Raw genomic sequence first — 21,273 nt, 5'->3', positions numbered from 1 at the left:
ACCGGGACATTACCGACCATCGGGTAAGCTAATGCCCTCGTTTGCACAGGAATTCCAGGTGGCTGACTCCCCCAACGCTTCCCCCGCGCCCGGCCGCGCGCTGGAAGGCCAGAAACTGCTGTTGTGCGTCGGAGGCGGGATCGCGGCCTACAAGGCCCTGGAACTGGTGCGACGCCTGCGTGATGCGGGCGCCCAGGTGCAGGTGGCGATGACCGCCGGCGCCCAGCAGTTCGTCACCCCCCTCAGTTTCCAGGCCCTGTCCGGGCAGCCGACCCGCACCACGCTGTGGGACAGCGCCGCCGAACAGGCCATGGGCCACATCGAGCTGGCCCGCTGGGCGGACCGCATCGTGGTCGCGCCGGGAACCGCCGATCTGCTGGCCCGGCTGGCCCAGGGCCATGCCGATGACCTGGTCAGCACCCTGTGCCTGGCCAGCACCGCACCGCTGACGATCTGCCCGGCGATGAACCATCGCATGTGGCTGCATCCGGCCACCCAGGCCAACATCGCCCTGCTGCGCCAGCGTGGTGCGCAGGTGATCGGCCCGGTCGATGGCCCGCTGGCCGAAGGTGAATCCGGTCCCGGCCGGCTGGCCGAACCCGGCGACATCGTGGCCGCGCTGGCCGCCAATGGCGGCGCCGCTGCGACGGTTGCCGCGCCGGAAACCCGTGCGCTGCAGGGGCTGCGCCTGCTGATCAGTGCCGGCCCGACCTACGAAGACATCGATCCGGTGCGTTACGTCGGCAACCGCAGCAGCGGCAAGATGGGCTTTGCCCTGGCCGCCGCTGCTGCCGCGCTGGGCGCGCAGGTGGTGCTGGTCAGCGGTCCGGTACAGCTGCCGACGCCGCCGGGCGTGCAGCGCATCGACGTGCGCTCGGCCGCGCAGATGCGCGATGCCGTACTGAAGTCGCTGCCCGCCGACATCTATATCGGTGCCGCCGCGGTGTCCGACTACACGCCGCGCCAGGTCGCCGCGCAGAAGCTGAAGAAGACCGCCGACAGCCAGTCGCTGGTGATCGAACTGGTGCGCACGCCGGACATCCTCGCCGAAGTCGCTGCACAGACGCAGTCGCTGAAGCTGGTGGTCGGCTTCGCCGCCGAGACCCACGACGTGGAGAAATACGCGCGCGGCAAGCTGGTCGACAAGCGCCTGGACCTGGTGATCGCCAACCAGGTCGGCATCAGTGGCGGCGGTTTCGAGAGCGACAACAATGCCGCCACGGCCTTCTGGCAGGACGGCGAACAGGTATTCCCGGCCACTTCCAAGCGCGAGCTGGCCGAACAACTGCTGGCGCTGATCGCGCGGAGACTCCAGGCATGACCCAGGCATCCACTTCCCACCCGCTGCAGGTCAAGCTGCTCGATCCGCGCTTCGGCGACAGCTGGCCGCTGCCGGCCTATGCCACCGAGGCCAGTGCCGGCATGGACCTGCGCGCGGCGCTGGATACCGCGCTGACCCTGCAGCCGGGCGACACCGCGCTGGTGCCCAGCGGCCTGGCCATCCATATTGCCGACCCGAACCTGTGCGCGGTGATCCTGCCGCGTTCCGGGCTGGGCCATCGGCATGGCATCGTGCTGGGCAACGGCACCGGCCTGATCGATGCCGACTACCAGGGGCCGCTGCTGATCAGCGTCTGGAACCGTGGCCGCGAGGCCTTCACCATCGAGCCGGGCGATCGCATCGCGCAGCTGGTGGTGGTTCCGATCGCCCGCGTCAGCCTGCAGGTAGTGGATACTTTCACCGACAGCGTGCGGGGCGCGGGTGGATTCGGCCATACCGGGGTGCGTTGACAGGGGACATCGATGAGCGGCATCGGGGAAGGACAGCGGGGACGGTCGTTGGGTCGCAGTGCACCTCTACTGGGGGTGCTGTTGATCCTGTTGGCCGGCTGGTTCGGATGGAGCGCGGTGCAGCAATGGCGGCAGGAGGCCAACGGGCAGGCGCTGGAAGAGGCGCGTGACCAGGCCGTGCAGGGCCTGCAGCAGGCTGCTGTCGGCCAGTTGCAGCAGCTGCAGCAGCAGTTGAAGAATGATCGCGTGCAGCAGGCGCTGCAGGCCGGCGACGCCGCTGCGGCGGCGCTGGCCGTTCGCGAGAGCTGGACCGGGGTCGAGCAGGTCGAGGTGCTGGCGGCCGATCTGGCCAACGCCTATGCCGATCCGGCCACCTTCGGGTATTCCCGCCTGGCGCTGCTGGAAGCGGCGCTGGCCGAGGCCAGGCCAAGCCTGCGCGTGGTCCGCGACGGCGGCGGCAACCGCCTGGGCCTGGCCGCGCCGGTGCAGCTGGGCAGCCTGGGGCCGGCCGTCATCTATGTCCGCCAACCGCTGCTGCGGCTGACGTCGCCGCTCGACCAGGTCAGCGCGCCGTCCGCCGGCTTCCTCGGCCTGCGCCAGGGAGCATTCGATCTGGTCACCCAGGGCGACCCGAGCCTGGCCGAAAGCGCGGAAGCGCTGGCGCGCCCGGTTGCAGGCACGCCGTTGCGGCTGGTCGCGTCGGTGCCGAATGTCGAGGCCGGTCCGCTCGGCCTGGGCGCGCTGGCCAGCGCCATTGTGGCGTTGCTGCTGGCGTTCATTGCCGTGTTGCTGGTGGTGGGGCGCGACCGGCTGCCGAAGTCGCTGCCGTTGCCGCGCCGCGCCGCCGCGTCCGAGGCCGACCATGGCCCGACCCTGAGCGAGAGCCTGCAGCAGGCGCCGCCACCGGTGGCCGCCGTGACCGGCAGTGGCGATGCCACGCCACCGCCGCCACCGCCGGTGCCTGCCGAAGAGCTGGCCGCCAGCATCTTCCGCGCCTATGACATCCGCGGCATGGTGGGCAGCGAACTGACACCGAAGACCGCGGCGCTGATCGGCCAGGCCATCGGCACCGTGGCACTGGAGCAGGGCCTGCGCGAGGTGGTGATCGGGCGCGATGGCCGCCTGTCCGGACCCGAGCTGACGGCCGGGCTGGCCGAGGGCCTGCGCCGTGCCGGCTGCGCGGTGATCGACATCGGCCTGGCGCCGACCCCGCTCGTGTACTACGCCGCCTTCCATCTGCGTACCGGCACCTGCGTGGCGGTCACCGGCAGCCACAACCCGCCCGAGTACAACGGCTTCAAGGTGGTGATCGGCGGCGAGACGCTGTCCGGCGATGCGATCACCGACCTCTACCAGCGCATCGTCGAGGGCCGCCTGGTGCAGTCCGCCGAGCCGGGTGACTACCAGCAGCGCGATGTCAGTGCCGACTACATCCAGCGCATCGCCGATGACGTGCAGCTGGACCGTCCGCTGAAGGTCGTGGCCGATGCCGGCAATGGCGTGGCCGGCGCACTGGCCCCGCAGCTGCTGGAAGCAATCGGCGCCGACGTCATTCCGCTGTACTGCGATGTCGATGGCACCTTCCCCAACCATCATCCCGACCCGAGCGAGCCGGCCAACCTGGAAGACCTGGTGCAGACGGTCAAGCGCTTCGGCGCCGACCTCGGCGTAGCCTTCGATGGCGACGGCGACCGGTTGGGCGTGGTCACCGGCGAAGGCAGGATCATCTATGCCGACCGCCTGCTGATGCTGTTCGCTGCCGACGTGCTGATGCGCAATCCGGGCGCGATGGTGATCTACGACGTCAAGTGCACCGGCAAGCTGTCCGACCATGTGCTGCGCAACGGTGGCAGCCCGCTGATGTGGAAGACCGGGCATTCGCTGATGAAGGCGAAGATGCGCGAGACCGATGCCGAGCTGGCTGGTGAGATGAGCGGCCACTTCTTCTTCAAGGAACGCTGGTTCGGTTTCGACGACGGCCTGTACGCCGCTGCGCGCCTGCTGGAGATCCTGGCCCAGCGCGAGGAAACCCCGGACGAAGTACTGGGCGAACTGCCGGAGATGGTCGCCACGCCGGAGCTGAAGGTTGCGGTGGCCGACGGGACGCCGCATGCGCTGGTGGCGATGCTGGTGGCGGCGGCGCAGTCGCCGGACAACCCGTATGTGGGGGGCCGCCTGTCGACCATCGATGGCCTGCGCGTGGACTTCGCCGATGGCTGGGGCCTGGTGCGCGCCTCCAACACCACGCCGGTGCTGGTGCTGCGGTTCGAAGGCAACGACGATGCCGCACTGGAGCGCATCAAGGCCTTGTTCCGCAGCCAGCTGCAGCCGGTGCTGGGCGACACCCCGCTGGGGTTCTGAGGTGGGGCCGGGCGGCGCCCGGCACCCGCCGAATCAACGTCAACGTCAAAGGCCGGCTATCCGTGGGGTGCGGGGTGGGTCCGGTTACGGGGGACGCTGCAAGTCCCCCTCCGGGGCCCGGCCCAGCCGCTGGCGGCTGGGCGTTCGGGCGCTTGCGAAGCAGTGCTTCGCAAGCAAAGCGCCCTCACCCATGTAAGCTCGGTCGCCGCTTGCTCGTGTGCGCAGTCCTGCGCACACGGCAAGACCGGGGTTGGGCGTCCTGCCCAACCCGCCCGAGGCATACCTCGGGCCCATGCGGCTCACGCCCCCGCAACCGGACCCACCCCGCCTTCGACAGATTCCCGCGATCTGTCCGAACCGCATGAACTGCTCTTGGTAGGTGTCGACCTTGGTCGACACAGCAGAGATCCACGCCATGCGTGGATGCTCTTCCGAATTTGCTTTGGTGGGTGCCGACCGTTGTTCGGCACACCCTCACCCCTTGAATCGCAAGCCCACGCCCGGTTCGGTGAACAGGTAGCGTGAATCCAGCGCCGAATCGCCCAGCTTGTGCCGCAGCTTGCCGACCAGGATGCGCAGGTAATGGGTATCGTGCTGGTGGGTCGGCCCCCAGATCTCCTGCAGGATCTGCGGCTGTGTCACTACCCGCCCGGCATTGCGCAGCAGCAGCGACAGCAACGCGTATTCCTTGCGGGTCAACGCCACCGGTTCACCCTGCAGGGCGACTTCGCGGCGCACCAGGTCCACGCGCAGGTGGCCGTCGTCGAACACCGGTGGCGTGCCATCACTGGGTACGCTGCGCGTGCGCAGCAGCGCCCGCACCCGTGCCATCAGTTCCTGCGTGCCGAACGGCTTGGTCACGTAGTCGTTGGCGCCGGTATCCAGTGCGCGCACCTTCTCGGCTTCGCCGGCGCGCACGGTCAGCATGATCACCGGCACCTGGCTCCACTGCCGCAGCTGTTCAAGTACCTCGTGGCCTTCCATGTCCGGCAGGCCGATATCCAGGATCACCAGGTCCATGTCCTCGCTGGCCGCCAGCTGCAGGCCTTCCTGGCCGGTGGCGGCCTGCCGCACCTGGTAGCCCTGCGCGCGCAGGCTGATGTCCAGGAACCGGCGGATCTGGGTTTCATCATCGATCACCAGCACGCGCGCGGCCGGCACGCTGGCATCAATCGGGGTCGGGCTCATCGTGGGAGGCTGGCTTGAGCAGGGGCAGGGTGATGCGGATCAGGGTACCGCGACCGTCGCGTCCGGGCAGCGCCTGCACGCTGCCGCCATGTGCGCCGATCATGCCCTGGCAGATGGTCAGGCCCAGGCCGGTGCCGTGGCGGCCGCGGTCGCCGCGCTCGACGCTGTAGAACATGTCGAAGATGCGCGCGCGCTCGTCGTCGGGAATGCCGGGGCCGGCATCGATCACGTCGATGCGCAGCTGGCCGTCCAGTTCGCGCGCCTGCACCTGCACGGCGGCGTCGGGCGGCGAGAACTTGGCCGCGTTCTCCATCACGTTGAACACGGCCTGTTCGACCAGCGCCGGGTGTACCCAGATCGGCGCCAGCGTGGACGGAATGTCCAGCTCCAGCCGCACCTTGGGCTGGTAGCGCTGCAGGCGCCGTGCGGCCGAGCCGATCAGTTCGTCCACGCCGATCCAGTCACGGTTGATCTTCAGACCTTCGTGGCCAAGGCGGGTCATGTCCAGCAGGTTCTGGATGTAGCGGTCCAGCCGCTCGCCTTCGACCAGGATGGTGTCCAGCAGGGCACGGCGATCGGCCGTGTCCATCGCCGCGCCGTAACTGGCCAGGCTGTCGGCCGAACCGATCATCGCCGCCAGTGGAGAGCGCAGGTCGTGCGACACCGAAGAGAGCAGGGCCGAGCGCAACCGCTCGGTCTCGTTGCTGACATGCGCCTGTTCCAGTTCGGCCACCAGCCGGGTACGCAGTGCGGCCTGCGCGATGTCATCGACCATCGCTTCGGCAAGCTGCCGCTGTTCGGGCAGCAGGCGTGCCTGTGCGCCGGGCAGGTACAGGCCGGCCACGCCGATCGCGCGATCTTCGCCATCCAGCAATGGCAGGAACCACCACTGCGCACCGGCCAGGGTGTCGGTGAAGCGGCCGCTGGGCTGGCCGTGGCGCAGCGCCCAGTCGGCGGCAGCCAGGTCGGTATCGCCGGGTTGGCTGCGGCCACCGGCGGCAGTGTCCGCGCCGATCCGCAGCCACGCCGGCACATCCATCGCCTGCTCCAACGCATGCCGACCTGCCTGTGCCACCTCGCCGTTGCCGGCGGCGCTGGCCAGCTGACGGCCCAGCTGCTGGCGTGCACGTGCATGGCGGTTGGCCGCACGCAGCGCAATGACCTGCATGCGCAGGCGCGAGGCCAGCCGTCCGGCCACCAAGGCGGCGGCCAGGAACAGGAACACGGTGATCACGCCCTGGCGCGCACCGATGGCGAAGGTGAAGCGGGGCGCGATGAACAGGAAGTTGTAGGCCAGGAAGCACAGGATCGCCGCCATCACCGCCACGCTGGCACGCGTGCGCGCCGCCACCAGCACCACTGCCACGATGAACACCATCGACAGGTCGGCCATGCCGACCCAGCGTTCGGCCAGCCAAGCCACCGCACAGGCCAGCGCGGTGGCGATCAGTGCCTGTACCGGCTCGTAGCTGATGCCGCGCATCGGTGGCAGCAGACCCTCGCGGCGCGAGCGCGCCCGGGCCTGCGGCGTGCTGATGATGGTGATCTCGTAGTGCGCCCCGCGCTGGATCAGCTGCTGGGTCAGGGTTCGGTTGAACATCCGCGCCAGCGGGCGCTCACGGGTCCGCCCCAGCACCAGGGTCGATACGCCGTTGTGCGCTGCATGGTCCAGCAGGGCATCGGCGATGCTCGATCCGTGCAGCAGTTCGGCGTCGCCACCCAGGCGCCGTGCCAGGGCGAAGGCCGCATCGATCTCGCGCCGCGTGGCCTCGTCCTGGCGCCGGCCCTGCACGGTCACCACCGTCCACGGTGCGTCGCGGCGCTCGGCGATGCGGCGCGCCACCCGCACCAGGTACTCGCTCTGGCCGCCGCCATCGATGGCCACCAGCACGCCGCGCCGCAGCGGCAGGTTGCCTTCGCCCCGTGCGGCGCGGGTTTCACGCAGGCTGCTGTCGACGCGGTCGGCGGCTTCCTGCATCGCCAGCTCACGCAGGGCGGTCAGGTTGGCCGGCGAGAAGAACGCCTGCAGCGCCTGCGCGGCCTGTTCGGGCACATAGACCTTGCCCTGCTGCAGGCGCGCGATCAGTTCGCGCGGCGGCAGATCCACCAGCACGATGTCGTGCAGGCGATCGAGCACGCCATCGGGCACGGTCTCGCTGACCCGCACGCCGGTGATGCGCATCACCACGTCGTTGAGGCTTTCCAGATGCTGGATGTTGACCGTGGTCCAGACGTCGATGCCGGCGTCCAGCAGCTCCATCACATCCTGCCAGCGCCGCTCATGGCGGCTGCCGGGCGCATTGCGATGGGCCAGTTCGTCCACCAGCACCAGCGCCGGATGCCGTGCCAGCACGGCATCCAGGTCCATCTCCTGCAGGGCGTGGCCATGATAGGCCACGTCCTTCAACGGCAGCTGCGGCAGGCCTTCCAGCAGGGCCTGGGTTTCGGCGCGGCCATGGGTTTCCACCAGCCCGACCACCAGGTCCACGCCGCGGCGCAGCTGCTCCTGGGCACGGGTCAGCATGGTGTAGGTCTTGCCCACACCCGGCGCAGCGCCGAGGAACACGGTCAGCTTGCCACCGGCTTCGCGTTGCAGGCCTTCCACCAGGGCATCGGCCTGGCGGGTACGCGCATCAGTCATGGGGGCCGCTGTCATGGCCGCCATTGTGCGCGCAGCCGATGCAGGCCGGCATCACGGCGCCTTGGCCGCATGGTCCAGCGCGAAGTTCAGCGTCACCACGTTCACCCGCGGCTGGCCGAACACGCCCCACTGGCGCCCTTCAGTATGTGCCTGCACCAAGGCCTGCACGCGCTCCACCGGCAGGCCGCGGGCACGTGCCACGCGTGCCACCTGCAGCTGCGCCGCCGCCGGCGACAGCTGCGGATCCAGCCCGCCGCCGGACTGGGTGACCAGGTCGGCCGGCACCTGCGCCGGGGCGACACCTTCGCGCGCGGCCACCGCCGCCGTGCTGGCGGCAACACGCTCGGCCAGCGCCGGGTTGCTGCGCGCCAGGTTGGAACCGGCCGCGGCCATCGGGTCGTAGTTGGCCGCCGACGGCCGTGCCTGGAAGTAGCCATCGCCGGTGAACGGCTGCGACAACCATGCCGAGCCGCGCACCTGGCCGCTGCCATCGCGCAGCAGGCTGCCCTCGGCCTGGGTGGGGTAGGCCAGGCCGGCGAAACCGGTGGCGATGCCGGCGTAGACCGCGCCGGCCAGCAGCAGGGTGGCCAGGCCCAGGCCGATCGCCGGGCGCCAGCCGGCGCCGTCCTGCAGGCTGGCCACGCGGGCTTCGGCCTTCGGTTCGCGGGGCAGGGAGGTGGAGGTGGAAGCAGAACGGTTCATGCGCCGAATACCAGGACAAGGAAGAGGTCGATCAGCTTGATCGCCGCGAACGGCAACAGCACGCCGCCGAGGCCGTACACCAGCATGTTCCGGCGCAGCAGCGCGGTGGCCGTGGCCGGACGGAAGCGCACGCCACGCAGGGCGAGCGGGATCAGCGCGGGAATCACCAGCGCGTTGAAGATCAGCGCCGCCAGCACCGCGTTGCGTGGGCTCGACAGCTGCATCACGTTCAGTGCGGCCATGGCCGGAACCGCAGCGGCAAACAGCGCCGGCAGGATCGCGAAGTACTTGGACACGTCGTTGGCCAGCGAGAAGGTGGTCAGCGCACCGCGGGTGATCAGCTGCTGCTTGCCCACTTCCACGACCGCCAGCAGCTTGGCCGGGTCTGAATCGAGGTCGACCATGTTGCCGGCCTCCTTCGCCGCCTGCGTGCCGGAGTTCATCGCCAGGCCGATGTCGGCCTGGGCCAGCGCGGGAGCATCGTTGGTGCCATCGCCCACCATCGCCACCAGGCGGCCACCGGCCTGTTCCTGGCGGATGCGTGCCAGCTTGTCTTCCGGACGGGCCTCGGCGATGTAGTCATCAACGCCCGCTTCGGCAGCGATGGCGGCGGCGGTCAGCGGGTTGTCGCCGGTGATCATCACCGTGCGGATGCCCATCGCCCGCAGCTGTGCGAACTTCTCGCGCATGCCGTGCTTGACCACGTCCGACAGCTCGATCACGCCCAGCACGTGGCGGCCCTCGGCCACCACCAGCGGGGTGGCGCCATTGCGCGCGACCTGCTCGACGCGGCCGGCCAGTTCAGCCGGCACGCTGCCGCCCAGTGCCTGCACGTGGGTGCGGATCGCATCGGCAGCGCCCTTGCGGATCTGCCGCCCGTGTTCCAGATCGACGCCGGACATCCGGGTCTGGGCACTGAAGGCCAGGTAGTCGGCACGGTCCGGCTCGGCGGTGGCGCAGCCCTGTTCGCGCGCCAGGCGCACGATCGACTTGCCTTCCGGGGTCGGGTCGGCCAGCGAGGACAGCAGTGCCGCCTCGCGCAGCTGGCTGGCGTCGATGCCGGCCAGCGGATGGAAGTGGCTGGCCTGGCGGTCGCCGTAGGTGATGGTGCCGGTCTTGTCCAGCAGCAGCACGTCGACGTCGCCGGCCACTTCCACTGCCTTGCCCGACTTGGCCAGTACGTTGGCGGCCAGCGCACGGTTCATGCCGGCGATGCCGATGGCCGGCAGCAGGCCGCCGATGGTGGTCGGGATCAGGCACACCAGCAGTGCGATCAGCAGCAGTGGATCGACCTGCACGCCCACGGCCGCGCCGATCGCCGGCAACGTGGCCACCACCACCAGGAAGGTCAGCGTCATCGCCGCCAGCAGCAGGGTCAGCGCGATCTCGTTGGGGGTCTTCTGGCGATTGGCACCTTCCACCAGCGCGATCATGCGGTCCAGGAAGCTGTGGCCCGGCTCGGCGGTCACCCGCACGATGATCTGGTCGGACAGCACCTTGGTGCCACCGATCACACCGGAACGGTCGGTACCGGCCTCGCGCAGCACCGGTGCCGATTCGCCGGTCACTGCCGCTTCGTTGATGGTGGCCAGGCCCTGCACGATCTCGCCATCGGCCGGCACCAGCTCACCGGCACTGACGATCACATGGTCGCCCGGGCGCAGCTCGGCGGCAGGCACCTGGGCTTCGGCTGCGCCCGGCTGCGGCGCCGCCAGCCGGCGCGCCACCAGGTCCTGGCGGGCACGGCGCAGCGAGGCGGCCTGGCCACGGCCACGCGCTTCGGCCACTGCCTCGGCGAAATTGCCGAACAGCACGGTCACCAGCAGGATGGCGGTTACCGCCAGGCCGAAGCCCAGCGGTGCATTGCCGGTCAGGGTGACGATCGCGGCGACGATCGTGCCGGCCATCACCACCGCCATCACCGGGCTGCGCACCAGATGCATCGGCGCCAGCTTGCGCACTGCTTCGACCAGCGCACGGCGCAGGCCGGCGCCATCAAGCAGGGCAGGGCGCGGTGCATGGGTACTACGGGTTGAACTTGCTTGGGTACTCATCAGGGTGTCCTCAGCGCAGTCCCAGGCTCAGGTGATCGGCGATCGGGCCGAGTACCAGCGCCGGCATGAACTGCAGCACGGTCAGGATGACGATCACCGAGACCAGGGTCAGGGCGAAGGTCGGGGTTTCGATCTGCAGGCTGCCGGCAGACTCCGGCGCCTGGCGCTTGGCGGCCAGCTGTGCGGCCACCACCAGCGGAATGATCAGCAGCGGGAAGCGGCCCAGCAGCAGTACCAGCGAGCAACTCAGGTTCCACCACAGCGTGGCGTCACCCAGTCCTTCGAAGCCCGAACCGTTGTTGGCGTAGGCCGAGACATACTCGTAGAACACCTGGCTGATGCCATGGAAGCCGGGGTTGGAGGTGCCGGCCAGGCCGGGCACGGCCAGGGTGATCGCAGTGAACACCAGCAGGGTGATCGGCTGCAGCAGCACCAGCAGGGCCAGCAGGCGCACCTGGGGCGTCTCCAGCTTGCGGCCGAACAGTTCCGGCGTGCGCCCGGTCATCAACCCGGCCAGGAACACACCCAGCAGCAGATAGACGATGAACTGCTGCAGGCCACAGCCGATGCCGCCCCAGATCGCGCTGACCAGCATGTTGACCATCGCGATGCCACCGCTCAGCGGCGCCAGCGAATCGTGCATGCCGTTCACCGAGCCATTGGAGACCTGGGTAGTCACCGCCGCCCACAGCGCCGTGCCGTCGGCGCCGAAGCGCACCTCCTTGCCTTCCATCAGCAGCGGGGTGGCGGCGCTGGCGCTATGCCCTTCGCTCCACATCATCGCGCCGGTGGAAAGCAGCGACATGCCCAGCATGCAGCTGAACACCAGGGCGCCGAAGCGACGCCGGCCGGTGAACGCGCCGATCATGAAGATCACCGCCATCGGCACCAGCAGGATGCCGACGATTTCCAGCGCGTTCGACAGCGGGGTCGGGTTCTCCAGCGGGAAGCTGCTGTTCGGGCCGTACCAGCCGCCACCGTTGGCGCCGAGCTGCTTGGCCGCGACCATCGCCGCCACCGGGCCCAGCGGCAGCTTCTGTCCGGTCATGCCGGCGCTGGCATCGATCGGCGTGGCCTGCGGGCCACCGGCCATCGTCGACGGCACACCCTGGCTGGTCAGCAGCAGGGTCCACACCAGGCACAGCGGCAACAGGAAGCGCACGCACAGGCGCACCACGTCCACGTAGTAGTTGCCTACCGCCACCTGGCGGTCATCGCCGGCACCGGTGGCCGCCGCAGCCTGCGGCGCACGCGAGAACAACGCGCGCAGCGTCGCCACCGCCAGCGCCAGGCCCATCATCGGCGTCACCACCTGCAGGCCGGTGATGCCGGTCATCTGCGAGAGGTAGGACAGCTGCGCCTGGCCCGAATAGTGCTGCTGGTTGGTGTTGGTCAGGAACGAGATCATCGTGTGCAGCGCGGTGTCCCAGCGCATGTTCGGGATCTGGTCCGGGTTCAGTGGCAACCAGGCCTGGGTCATGAACACCGCCTGGGTCAACACAGCGACCACCACGTTGCTCAGCACGAAGGCCAGCACGTAGCCGCGCCAGGACATCGCGCGCGAGGGATCGACGCCGAACACCTTGTACAACGGCTTTTCGATCCAGTTGAACAGCACGTCGACCTTCATCGGCGTGCCGCGCATCACGCGGGCCAGGTACAGGCCCAGCGGCCACGCCAGCAGCAGGCTGGCGGCAAGAATGACAAGCATCTCAGTCATGGCCGGCTCCGTTAGAACGATTCGGGCCGCAGCACGACATAGAGAAGATAGGCGGCGGCGACCAGCACCAGCACGCCACACAACAAAGACAGCCAGGGGGACATTTCAATAGCGACCTGGTGGAACCCCTCCACCTCAGGCCGTCATCGTCGTCCTGCCGCCCATAAACGCACTACGCGCCGGACCGGGCCGACGCGTAAAGAGTGCATAAATTCCGTGGGCCAACCCGTAACCAGGCGCCGCCTGCTGTAGAGCCGAGCCCATGCTCGGCTGCCCTTTCCCAAGGTCACGCGGAGCCGAGCGTGGCCCGGCGCTACAGGCGAATCACGGCGCCTGGCTCGCCTGCGCCACGCCCTTCAGCTCGCGATAGCGCTGCAGCGTGCTGTCGATCTCGGCCTTCAGCGCCTGCTGCTGCTGCAGGAACCCGGCCTGCAGGCGTTGCTGCGACTGCAGTTGTATATGCCGCTGGCGGATCGCCTCGGCCTGCTTGTCGGCCACCTTGCCACCGGCCAGTTCGCGGTCACCGGCGGCCGACAGCAGCGCCACCAGCGATTCGCGCAGGCTGGTGACGTTGTACTCGGCGGTCTTCAGGTTGTTGTCCAGCACTTCCTGGCGTTCGGCGAACACCCGGCGCAGGTCGTCCTCGCTGCCATAGGTGGACAGCATCGCCTGCTCGGTGCGCTGGCGGGTCTGCTCGGCCATCAGGTCCAGCTGCTGCTGCTGTGCCACGGTGCTGGCTGCGGCGCGCTCCTCGTCGGTCAACGCGCGCTGGACCTGCGCATTGCGCAGGCCGCTCTTCGCGTTGAACTCCTCGCGGGCGTGATTGACCGCATCGGCCGGCAGCGAATCACTGCAGATCCGCTCCTTGCCCTCGTTCCAGCAGTACAGCTTCTTCTCCACCTTGCCGCCGTCGCGCGACTGCGCCGGCACGGTGAACGGCACGGCCAGCAGCAGGCCGGCAAAGAGAACAGCAGGAACTCGGGACATGACCTTTCCCCTGGTCGGTCAGCGGATCGAACGGACGCCGTACTGGGCCCGGTAGGCTTCCAGCGGCTGCCGGTAACCGACAAGTTCCGGGTTGCCGGAGGCGAAATCAAGGAGATCGGCCAGCGACGCCACGGCGATCACCGGAATGCCGGCTTCTTCGGCCACCGACTGTGCCGCCGAGCGACGGTCGGCTTCCGAGGCGATCTCCTGGCGGTCCAGTGCCACCACGATGCCGGCCGGGGTGCCGCCGGCAGCGCGGATGATGCCCAGCGCTTCGCGGATCGCGGTACCGGCGGTGATCACGTCATCGACGATCAGCACGCGCTTGCCATTCAGGTCGGCGCCGATCAGCTGGCCGCCTTCACCATGGTCCTTGGCTTCCTTGCGGTTGAACGACAGCGGCAGGTCGCGGCCACGCTGGGCCAGCTCGCAGGCCATCGCGGTGGCCAGCGGAATGCCCTTGTAGGCCGGGCCGAACACCACGTCGTACTTGATCCCGGTGGCATCGATGGCATCGGCGTAGCAGGCGCCGAGCTGCGACAGCAGCGAACCGGAGTCGAAACGACCGGCGTTGAAGAAATAGGGGCTCAGCCGGCCGGACTTGAGGGTGAACTGGCCGAAGCGCAGGGCGTCGGCAGTCAGGGCCAGCTGCAGGAAACGGTGGCGGTGGTCGCTCATCAAAACTCGATTCATCTTCATTTGGAGCACAAATCCTAATCCAGCTGGGCGTTTCGCGCTCGTCCAGCGCCATGTGAAAGCCGTCCAGGCCCGGCCTGGCGGACTGCGCAGCCCTGCGGGCAACCGGTATGCTTGCCCGGTTTCCCGCCGCAGGTCCCCCGCATGCGCATCATCAGTTTCAACGCCAATGGCATCCGTTCCGCCGCGACCAAGGGCTTCCTCGACTGGTTCCGTGCCCAGGACGCCGACGTCCTGTGCATCCAGGAAACCAAGGCCCAGGAAGACCAGCTGACCGACCCGATGTTCCGTCCGGACGGCCACCACTGCTTCTATCGCGATGCCATCACCAAGAAGGGCTACAGCGGCGTGGCGATCTACAGCAAGCGCGAACCGGACCAGGTCATCACCTCGCTGGGTTGGGCGCCGTTCGACGACGAAGGCCGCTACATCGAGGCGCGCTACGGCAATCTCAGCGTGGTTTCCTTCTATATCCCATCGGGCAGCTCGGGCGACCTGCGCCAGGGCTTCAAGTTCGAAGTGATGGAATGGCTGCGGCCGATCCTCGAAGCGTGGGCGCGCAGCGGCCGCGACTACGTGCTGTGCGGTGACTGGAACATCGTGCGTTCGGCGCTGGACATCAAGAACTGGAAGTCCAACCAGAAGAACTCCGGCTGCCTGCCGGAGGAGCGCGACTGGCTCAACGCGCTGTGCGCCGACCACGGCCAGACCACCGATGTCGCCGGCGGCCGTGGGTGGGCCGATGCCTACCGCCTGCTCAACCCCACCGGAGAGGACTACACCTGGTGGAGCAACCGCGGCGCCGCCCGTGCCAACAATGTCGGTTGGCGCATCGACTACCAGTTCATCACCCCGGGCCTGCGTGACCGACTGCGCAGCTGCTCGATCTACCGCGACGAGCGCTTCTCCGACCACGCCCCGTTCACCGTGGACTACGACCTGTGACCGAGGCCGCCACGCCGGTCAGCTACAAGGGCTGGGCCGGCATCAAGCGCGCCTTCGGTACCCCGTCGGCGCTGACCATGGCCATGCTCGGCTTCGGCAGTGGCCTGCCGTTCCTGCTGATCGCCTCGCAGACCCTGTCCACGCGCCTGCGCGACGTCGGGCTGGACCTGGGCAGCATCGGCCTGATCAGCCTGGCCAGCTTCTTCTACCTGCTCAAGTTCCTGTGGGCACCGCTGCTGGACCGCTACGCCTTCCCGCTGCTGGGGCGGCTCGGCCGCCGCCGCTCCTGGCTGCTGGTGTCGCAGGTGCTGGTGCTGGTCGGGCTGGTCGCGCTGGCCTTCGTGCGGCCCGAACAGGGCGTGTGGCCGTTGGTGATGTGGGTGCTGGTGGCGTCGTTCGCCGGCGCCACCCAGGATTCGGCCGTCGATGCCTACCGCATCGAGATCGCGCCGCAGACCGCCCAGGCGGCGCTGGCCGCCACCTATACGCTGGGCTACCGGATCGGCCTGATCCTGGCCGGTGCCGGCGCGCTGTACCTGGCCCAGTTCGAAGGCTGGATCGTCGCCTACCTGGCGATGGCCGCGCTGATGCTGCTGCCGATCGTCACCACCCTGCTGTGCGCCGAACCGCAGCGCCCGGCCACCGCCGTGCAGCGCCGCATCGATATTGCCGAAGCGTTCGTCCAGCCCATCTCCAGCTTCTTCAGCCGCAATGGCGTGGCACTGGCGCTGGTGCTGCTGGCGTTCGTCGGCCTGTTCAAGTTTCCCGACCAGGTGATCGGAGTGATGGCCGGGCCGTTCTATCTCGACTCGGGGTTCGACAAGGCCGACATCGCCACCGTCTCCAAGCTGTTCGGTGTGTGGATGGGCATCGGCGGCGCGTTCCTTGGCGGCATCGCGGTGGCTGCGTTCGGCTTCCGCCGCATGCTGCTGGTGGCCGCGCTGGGCGTGGCGCTGTCCAACCTGGCCTTCCTGCTGATGGCGCACAATCCGGGCAAGCTGTGGGCGTTCTACGCCGCGCTCAGTGCCGACAACCTGTTCCAGGGCTTTGCCGGCACCGTGCTGGTGGCCTTCATGTCGTCGCTGACCGACCGCAACTTCACCGCCACCCAGTACGCATTGCTGGTCTCGCTGGCCAACCTGCCGGGCAAGTTCGTCGGTGGCGTCTCCGGCTACATCGTCGAAGCCACGTCCTACAGCACGTTCTTCATCCTCAGCTCGATCACCGTGGTGCCAACCCTGCTGCTGCTGGCGTGGCTGTGGCCGCGGATCGCCGATCGCGGGCCGCCGCCGGTCGCCTGATTGCCTGCCCGCCCGGACTGCGGGATCATCGCCCCCGACGCGCCGAGGGGGCGGTGCCTTGCGAACGGGGAAGTGAGCATGGCCGACGTTGTGCTGCGGGACCTGGACCCGCTGCTGCTGGAACGCATCCGACGGGTCGCGGTCGCCCGCGGCTGGACCCACGAACAGACCTGCGCCGCCTTGCTGGAGCAGGGGCTGTTCAGCAGTGAACTGGAGGTCCGCTCCGGCTTCGGCGATCCCGAAGTGGACGCCCTCTCCGCCGCGATTGCCGCCCTGCAGGCCCTGCCGGCAGGGCAGGGCTTCGATTAGCGCCTTTGTAGAGCCGAGCCATGCTCGGCTGCTCTTGGCCCGGCCCGCGCTAAGCCGAGCAGGGCTCGGCTCTACAACGGCGCCTCACCTGCGCGGACGGCCCACCTCACGCCAGGTGGATCGCCCCCAGGATCCGCGGGCCCGTTGCCCCGGTCACGCTCGGCAGGTTGCCCGCCAGCCCGTCCATCGTCCGCTGCGCCAGCCAGGCGAAACCGATCGCCTCCACGTACTCCGGGTCCAGCCCATGCACCGCGCTGGACTCAACCTGCACCTCCGGCAGCCGCGCCGCCAGCCGCTTCATCAGCTGCCGGTTGCGCACACCGCCGCCACAGACCAGCAGGCGCCGGGTCTGCGGCTGCTGCGCCAGCAACGCATCGGCCACGGTCGCCACGGTCAGCTCCAGCAGGGTGGCCTGCACATCGGCAGCGGCGTACTCGCCTTCCCCCATGTGGGCTTCGGCCCAGGACAGGTGAAACTGTTCGCGCCCGGTGCTCTTCGGCGGCGGCAGCGCGAACCACGGGTCCGAGCGCCAGCCGGCCAGCAGGCCCTCGTCCAACGTGCCACTGGCAGCGTAAGCGCCATCGGCATCGAAGGTGCGGCCGGTATGGCGCTGGCACCAGGCGTCCATCAGCGCATTGGCCGGGCCGGTATCGAAGCCACGCACCGCGCCTTCGCGCGGGATCAGGGTCAGATTGGCGATGCCGCCCAGGTTGAGCACCGCGCGGTCTTCGTCGGCGGTGCCCAGCATGCCCAGGTGGAAGGCCGGCATCAGCGGCGCACCGTGGCCCCCGGCCGCCACGTCGCGGCGGCGGAAGTCGGATACCGTCGTGATCCCGGTCAGTTCGGCAATGCGGTTGCCGTCGCCCAGCTGCACGGTGAACGCCGGGTCGGCCAGCGGGCGGTGGCGCACGGTCTGGCCGTGCGAGCCGATCGCGCGCACCTGGCTGCGGTCCACGCCGGCCTCGGCCAGCAGTTGATTGGCGGCCCCGGCGAAGTTGATCGCGATCCGCGCGTCCAGTTCGCCCAGTTCCTCCAGCGACTCCAGCGGGCCACCTTCGCCCAGCGCCACCAGCCGCGCGCGCAGCACCGGCTCCCAGCGGGCGGTCAGGCCGTGCACGAAGCGGCAGCCACCGCCGGCGGGGAACTGCACCAGCGCGGCATCGATGCCATCGGCGCTGGTGCCCGACATCAGGCCAAGGTACAGGGGGGCGTCAGCGTCGGCAGTCGTGTTCATGGCAGGCATAAAAAAAGGACGCGGCAAGCTTGGGCTGCCGCGTCCTTCTTCGTCAACGCAAGACGCTCAGCCGCGCTTGCGGCCGGTCGCCTGCTTGTCCTTGGCGCTGGCCACCTCGGGCGCAGCCTCGTCGCGGCTGGTCGGTGCCGGGCTGGCGTCGGCGTAGATCAGCTTCTCCATGCCCTGGATGCGCGCCATCGCCGGCGCGGTCTGCGCGCGGAAGGCGACCAGCTCGGCGCCCTTCAGCGGTTCCGGCGGCGGCATGGTCACGGTCAGCGGGTTGCGGTGCTCGCCGTTGACGCGGAATTCGTAGTGCAGGTGCGGGCCGGTCGCCAGGCCGGTCGAGCCGACATAGCCGATCACCGTGCCCTGGGCCACGCGCTGGCCGGTCCTGATGTTCGCAAAGCGCGACATGTGGCCGTACAGGGTGGTGTGGCCGCGGCCATGGTCGAGGATCACCACGTTGCCGTAGCCGCGCTGCACGCCGGCGAACTGCACGCGGGCATCGCCGGCGGCCATGATCGGAGTGCCGGTGCGCGCGGCGTAGTCCACGCCCTTGTGCATGCGCATCTTGCCCAGCACCGGGTGCTTGCGTGCGCCGAAGGTCGAACTCAGCCGCGCGAACGGGATCGGCATGCGGATGAAGCTCTTCTTCAGCGAACGGCCGTTGATGTCGTAGTACTCGGACTTGCCGTTGCGGTCGAAGCGGAAGCCGGAATAGGTCTTGCCACCGGTGGTGAAGGTCGCCGCCAGGATCTTGCTGGTGTCCACCTTCTCGCCTTCGCGCCAGGTTTCATCCATCACCACGCTGAAGCGGTCGCCCGGCTGCAGGTCCTTGGAGAAGTCGATGTCGTACTTGAAGATGTCGTCGGTCATCGTCGCGATCGCCGACGGCGACAGCCCGGCCCGTCGGGCCGCGGCATACAGCGAACTGGTGATCTCGCCGCTGGTGACCACGGTGCGCGTGGAGGACTCGCGCTTGGTCACTTTCTCCTTGATGTCATCGCCGGCCAGGCTCAGTTCCACGCGGTTGTCGGCATCGCGGTCGAAACGGATGCTGCGCAGGTCGCCGGACAGCGGCATGTCGAAGGCGATCTCGGCACCCGGGCGCAGCTTGGTCAACGCCTCACGCGCGCCGGGGTGGTCCAGCACCCGGTGCAGGGTGGTGGCCGGAATGCCAGCCTTGTCGAACAGGTCGCTCAGGGTCTGGCCACGCTGCACGCGCAGCACCTGCCAGCTGTCACCCGGCACCTGCTGCTGGCGGGCCATGGTCAGCGGCGGCAACGGCAGCGCCAGGCTGGTGTGGCTGTCGGCGTAGGGGGCATCGATGGTGTGCGAGAAACCGGGGACGATCGTCGCCACCAGGGCGCCGATGGTCGCAAACAGGCTGGCATGCATCCAATGGCGGCGGGTCCAGCGCTCATTGAAGGCGGCGGGAAGATGTTGCCTGAGCTTCCGATGCAGGGTGTTGTCGTGCAGGACGTGGAGGCGTTCCTGGAAGCGCTGCTTGCGTGCGCGCCCTTGTTCGGAATTGTGCATCGGCGGTTTTTTCCTGGCGGCCTGGGAGTGCGGGCCTGATCGCCGGTTACCATAGACACCTGAGAAAACCGCGTCAAACCCTTGTGCCCATTGGCTTTTGTGAAGCCAATCGGGTTAACTTCGCTTTAACACCCCACACAAGAATCGGCGTTGCCGGGAGTAGTCACGTGTCCTCGATTGAAGAAGCCCTTGCCCTGATCGGCCGTGGTGCCGACGAGATCCTCAAGCTCGAGGATCTGCGTGCGCGCCTGCAGGAAGGCCGTCCGCTGCGGATCAAGGCCGGCTTCGACCCCACCGCGCCCGACCTGCACCTGGGCCATACGGTGCTGCTGAACAAGATGCGCCAGTTCCAGGACCTCGGCCACCAGGTCATTTTCCTGATCGGCGACTTCACCGGCATGATCGGCGACCCGTCCGGCAAGAGCCTGACCCGCAAGCCGCTCAGCCGCGATGACGTGCTGGCCAACGCCCGTACCTACGAGGAACAGGTGTTCAAGGTGCTCGACCGCAGCCGTACCGAAGTCCGCTTCAACTCGGAGTGGTTCGGCAAGATGGGCGCGGCCGACATGATCCGCCTGGCCGGCCAGCACACCGTGGCGCGCATGCTCGAGCGCGACGACTTCGCCAAGCGCTATGCCGCCCAGCAGTCCATCGCCATCCACGAATTCCTGTACCCGCTGGTGCAGGGCTACGATTCGGTGGCCCTGGAGGCCGACGTCGAACTGGGCGGTACCGACCAGAAGTTCAACCTGCTGATGGGCCGTGGCCTGCAGGAACACCACGGCCAGAAGCCGCAGGTGGTGCTGACCATGCCGCTGCTGGAAGGCCTGGACGGCGTCAACAAGATGTCCAAGTCGCTGGGCAACTACATTGGCATCAGCGAGCCGGCCATCGACATCGTCACCAAGACCATGAAGGTGGACGACACCCTGATGTGGCGCTGGATCGAACTGCTGTCCTTCGACATCAGCCAGGCCGAAGCCGTGCAGCTGCGCGAGCAGGTGGCCAAAGGCGGCTTGAACCCGCGTGTGGTCAAGCTGCGCCTGGCGCGTGAACTGGCGACCCGTTTCCACGACGCCGCGGCGGCCGAGCAGGCCATTGCAGGCTGGGAAGCAGCGGTGACCGGGCAGGGTGACATTACCCAGCTGCCGCTGCAGGACGTGGCGATTCCGGCCGAAGGACTGCGTATCGCTGCGCTGCTGACGGCGGCCGGCCTGACCCCGAGCAACTCTGAAGCCAATCGCAAGCTCAAGGAGCGCGCGGTCAAGGTCGACGGTGAAGTGGTCGAAGATGGCCAGCAGGTGCTGCAGCCGGGCTTCGAAGGCCTGCTGCAGGTCGGCAAGCGTACTTTCGCCCGCGTGCGCCTGGTCACTGCCTGACAGCAGGGAAGGGCCGGCGCCAGCCGGCCCTTCCTTATGCTCTTGTAGAGCCAAGCCTACGCTTGGCTGCGCTTCGCGGGTTCCTACCGCAGCGCGACGGATGAACAGATGCAACATCCGGTGAAAAAAATCGCCACACCCCCTTCACAAATGATGTGGATGGGGCCATACTTCTCCTCCCCCGTCGCAGGGGTCGCCACCAAGGGGCTTCAGCGACATCAGGGTGCCCACCACCGCCGAACGAGATGATCGAACGAAGGTGTTGACGGACTGAAAAAGTCTGGCATAATGGGCGGCTCGCTACGAAGGAAACTTCGCAGCACACGGGAACGGCGCTGAGGCCACTTCCCCGGATCTTTGAAAGTATGCGCAGGTATCTTGTGAAGGCGCCTGCAGGAAGGATGATTGTCCATCTTGCAGACGTTT

Annotated in this window: 17 protein-coding genes; 7 read left to right on the top strand and 10 right to left on the bottom strand. The window is 68.5% G+C overall.

Annotation, left to right across the window (positions count from 1 at the left end; all coding sequences use genetic code 11):
* Positions 1–31: 31 nt before the first annotated feature.
* The 3 genes from coaBC to AC5P7F_RS20320 are packed head-to-tail and all read left to right on the top strand — an operon-like array spanning position 32 to position 4,152.
* Positions 32–1,321: a bifunctional phosphopantothenoylcysteine decarboxylase/phosphopantothenate--cysteine ligase CoaBC gene (coaBC, locus tag AC5P7F_RS20330; RefSeq protein WP_014645667.1), complete on the top strand. Its 1,290-nt coding sequence runs from the start codon at positions 32–34 to the stop codon at positions 1,319–1,321.
* Positions 1,318–1,791 carry a dUTP diphosphatase gene (gene dut / locus AC5P7F_RS20325; protein WP_014035700.1) on the top strand — a complete coding sequence of 158 codons (474 nt, stop codon included), beginning with the start codon at positions 1,318–1,320 and terminating at the stop codon, positions 1,789–1,791. Before coaBC ends, dut begins: the two co-directional genes overlap by 4 nt.
* Before the next feature lie 12 nt (positions 1,792–1,803).
* Positions 1,804–4,152: a phosphohexomutase domain-containing protein gene (locus AC5P7F_RS20320; RefSeq protein ID WP_164077654.1), complete on the top strand. Its 2,349-nt coding sequence runs from the start codon at positions 1,804–1,806 to the stop codon at positions 4,150–4,152.
* A 474-nt stretch (positions 4,153–4,626) separates the two neighbouring features.
* Here AC5P7F_RS20320 and AC5P7F_RS20315 read toward each other — a convergent pair whose 3' ends face one another.
* The 8 genes from AC5P7F_RS20315 to pyrE all read right to left on the bottom strand — a co-directional run bounded on the left by AC5P7F_RS20315 (position 4,627) and on the right by pyrE (position 14,122).
* Positions 4,627–5,340, bottom strand: a complete 714-nt coding sequence (locus AC5P7F_RS20315; protein ID WP_032961423.1) for a response regulator transcription factor — start codon at positions 5,338–5,340, stop codon at positions 4,627–4,629.
* Positions 5,321–7,981: an ATP-binding protein gene (locus tag AC5P7F_RS20310; protein ID WP_014645670.1), complete on the bottom strand. Its 2,661-nt coding sequence runs from the start codon at positions 7,979–7,981 to the stop codon at positions 5,321–5,323. The genes AC5P7F_RS20315 and AC5P7F_RS20310 overlap by 20 nt, the downstream gene beginning before the upstream one ends.
* 51 nt (positions 7,982–8,032) lie before the next feature.
* Positions 8,033–8,683: a potassium-transporting ATPase subunit KdpC gene (gene kdpC / locus AC5P7F_RS20305; RefSeq protein ID WP_075076360.1), complete on the bottom strand. Its 651-nt coding sequence runs from the start codon at positions 8,681–8,683 to the stop codon at positions 8,033–8,035.
* Positions 8,680–10,737: a potassium-transporting ATPase subunit KdpB gene (kdpB, locus tag AC5P7F_RS20300; protein ID WP_014645672.1), complete on the bottom strand. Its 2,058-nt coding sequence runs from the start codon at positions 10,735–10,737 to the stop codon at positions 8,680–8,682. The genes kdpC and kdpB overlap by 4 nt, the downstream gene beginning before the upstream one ends.
* Before the next feature lie 10 nt (positions 10,738–10,747).
* The gene (gene kdpA / locus AC5P7F_RS20295; RefSeq protein ID WP_014645673.1) at positions 10,748–12,457 is read right to left on the bottom strand and encodes a potassium-transporting ATPase subunit KdpA; all 1,710 of its coding nucleotides are present in this window, start codon (positions 12,455–12,457) and stop codon (positions 10,748–10,750) included.
* Between the two features lie 11 nt (positions 12,458–12,468).
* Positions 12,469–12,561 carry a potassium-transporting ATPase subunit F gene (locus AC5P7F_RS20290; protein ID WP_005407770.1) on the bottom strand — a complete coding sequence of 31 codons (93 nt, stop codon included), beginning with the start codon at positions 12,559–12,561 and terminating at the stop codon, positions 12,469–12,471.
* A 220-nt stretch (positions 12,562–12,781) separates the two neighbouring features.
* Positions 12,782–13,444: a hypothetical protein gene (locus AC5P7F_RS20285; protein ID WP_014645674.1), complete on the bottom strand. Its 663-nt coding sequence runs from the start codon at positions 13,442–13,444 to the stop codon at positions 12,782–12,784.
* A gap of 18 nt (positions 13,445–13,462) precedes the next feature.
* A complete protein-coding gene (pyrE, locus tag AC5P7F_RS20280; protein ID WP_032961411.1) occupies positions 13,463–14,122 on the bottom strand; it encodes an orotate phosphoribosyltransferase in 660 nt (219 codons plus the stop codon).
* 162 nt (positions 14,123–14,284) lie between these two features.
* Between pyrE and AC5P7F_RS20275 the strand changes: the two genes are divergently transcribed.
* The 3 genes from AC5P7F_RS20275 to AC5P7F_RS20265 all read left to right on the top strand — a co-directional run bounded on the left by AC5P7F_RS20275 (position 14,285) and on the right by AC5P7F_RS20265 (position 16,695).
* Positions 14,285–15,085, top strand: a complete 801-nt coding sequence (locus AC5P7F_RS20275; protein ID WP_069118571.1) for an exodeoxyribonuclease III — start codon at positions 14,285–14,287, stop codon at positions 15,083–15,085.
* Positions 15,082–16,386 (top strand): AmpG family muropeptide MFS transporter, encoded by a 1,305-nt coding sequence (locus AC5P7F_RS20270; protein ID WP_014645677.1) that lies wholly within the window; start codon positions 15,082–15,084, stop codon positions 16,384–16,386. Before AC5P7F_RS20275 ends, AC5P7F_RS20270 begins: the two co-directional genes overlap by 4 nt.
* A gap of 78 nt (positions 16,387–16,464) precedes the next feature.
* Entirely contained in the window at positions 16,465–16,695 is a 231-nt protein-coding gene (locus tag AC5P7F_RS20265) for a hypothetical protein (RefSeq protein WP_014645678.1), read from the top strand.
* A 106-nt stretch (positions 16,696–16,801) separates the two neighbouring features.
* On the opposite strand, the gene AC5P7F_RS20260 is transcribed toward AC5P7F_RS20265, so the two are convergent.
* Positions 16,802–17,929 carry an anhydro-N-acetylmuramic acid kinase gene (locus tag AC5P7F_RS20260; protein WP_164077653.1) on the bottom strand — a complete coding sequence of 376 codons (1,128 nt, stop codon included), beginning with the start codon at positions 17,927–17,929 and terminating at the stop codon, positions 16,802–16,804.
* Between the two features lie 66 nt (positions 17,930–17,995).
* Positions 17,996–19,468 (bottom strand): M23 family metallopeptidase, encoded by a 1,473-nt coding sequence (locus tag AC5P7F_RS20255; protein WP_032961400.1) that lies wholly within the window; start codon positions 19,466–19,468, stop codon positions 17,996–17,998.
* 167 nt (positions 19,469–19,635) lie between these two features.
* On the opposite strand from AC5P7F_RS20255, the gene tyrS reads away from it, so the two are divergent.
* Positions 19,636–20,847, top strand: coding sequence for a tyrosine--tRNA ligase (gene tyrS / locus AC5P7F_RS20250; protein WP_049441862.1), 1,212 nt, complete (start codon positions 19,636–19,638; stop codon positions 20,845–20,847).
* Positions 20,848–21,273 lie beyond the last annotated feature (426 nt).

The sequence above is a fragment of the Stenotrophomonas sp. YJH_SMC_105-26 genome, assembly GCF_059368915.1.
The sequence above is the reverse complement of the archived record's forward strand: the minus strand, read 5'-3'. Positions and strand labels throughout refer to the sequence as shown.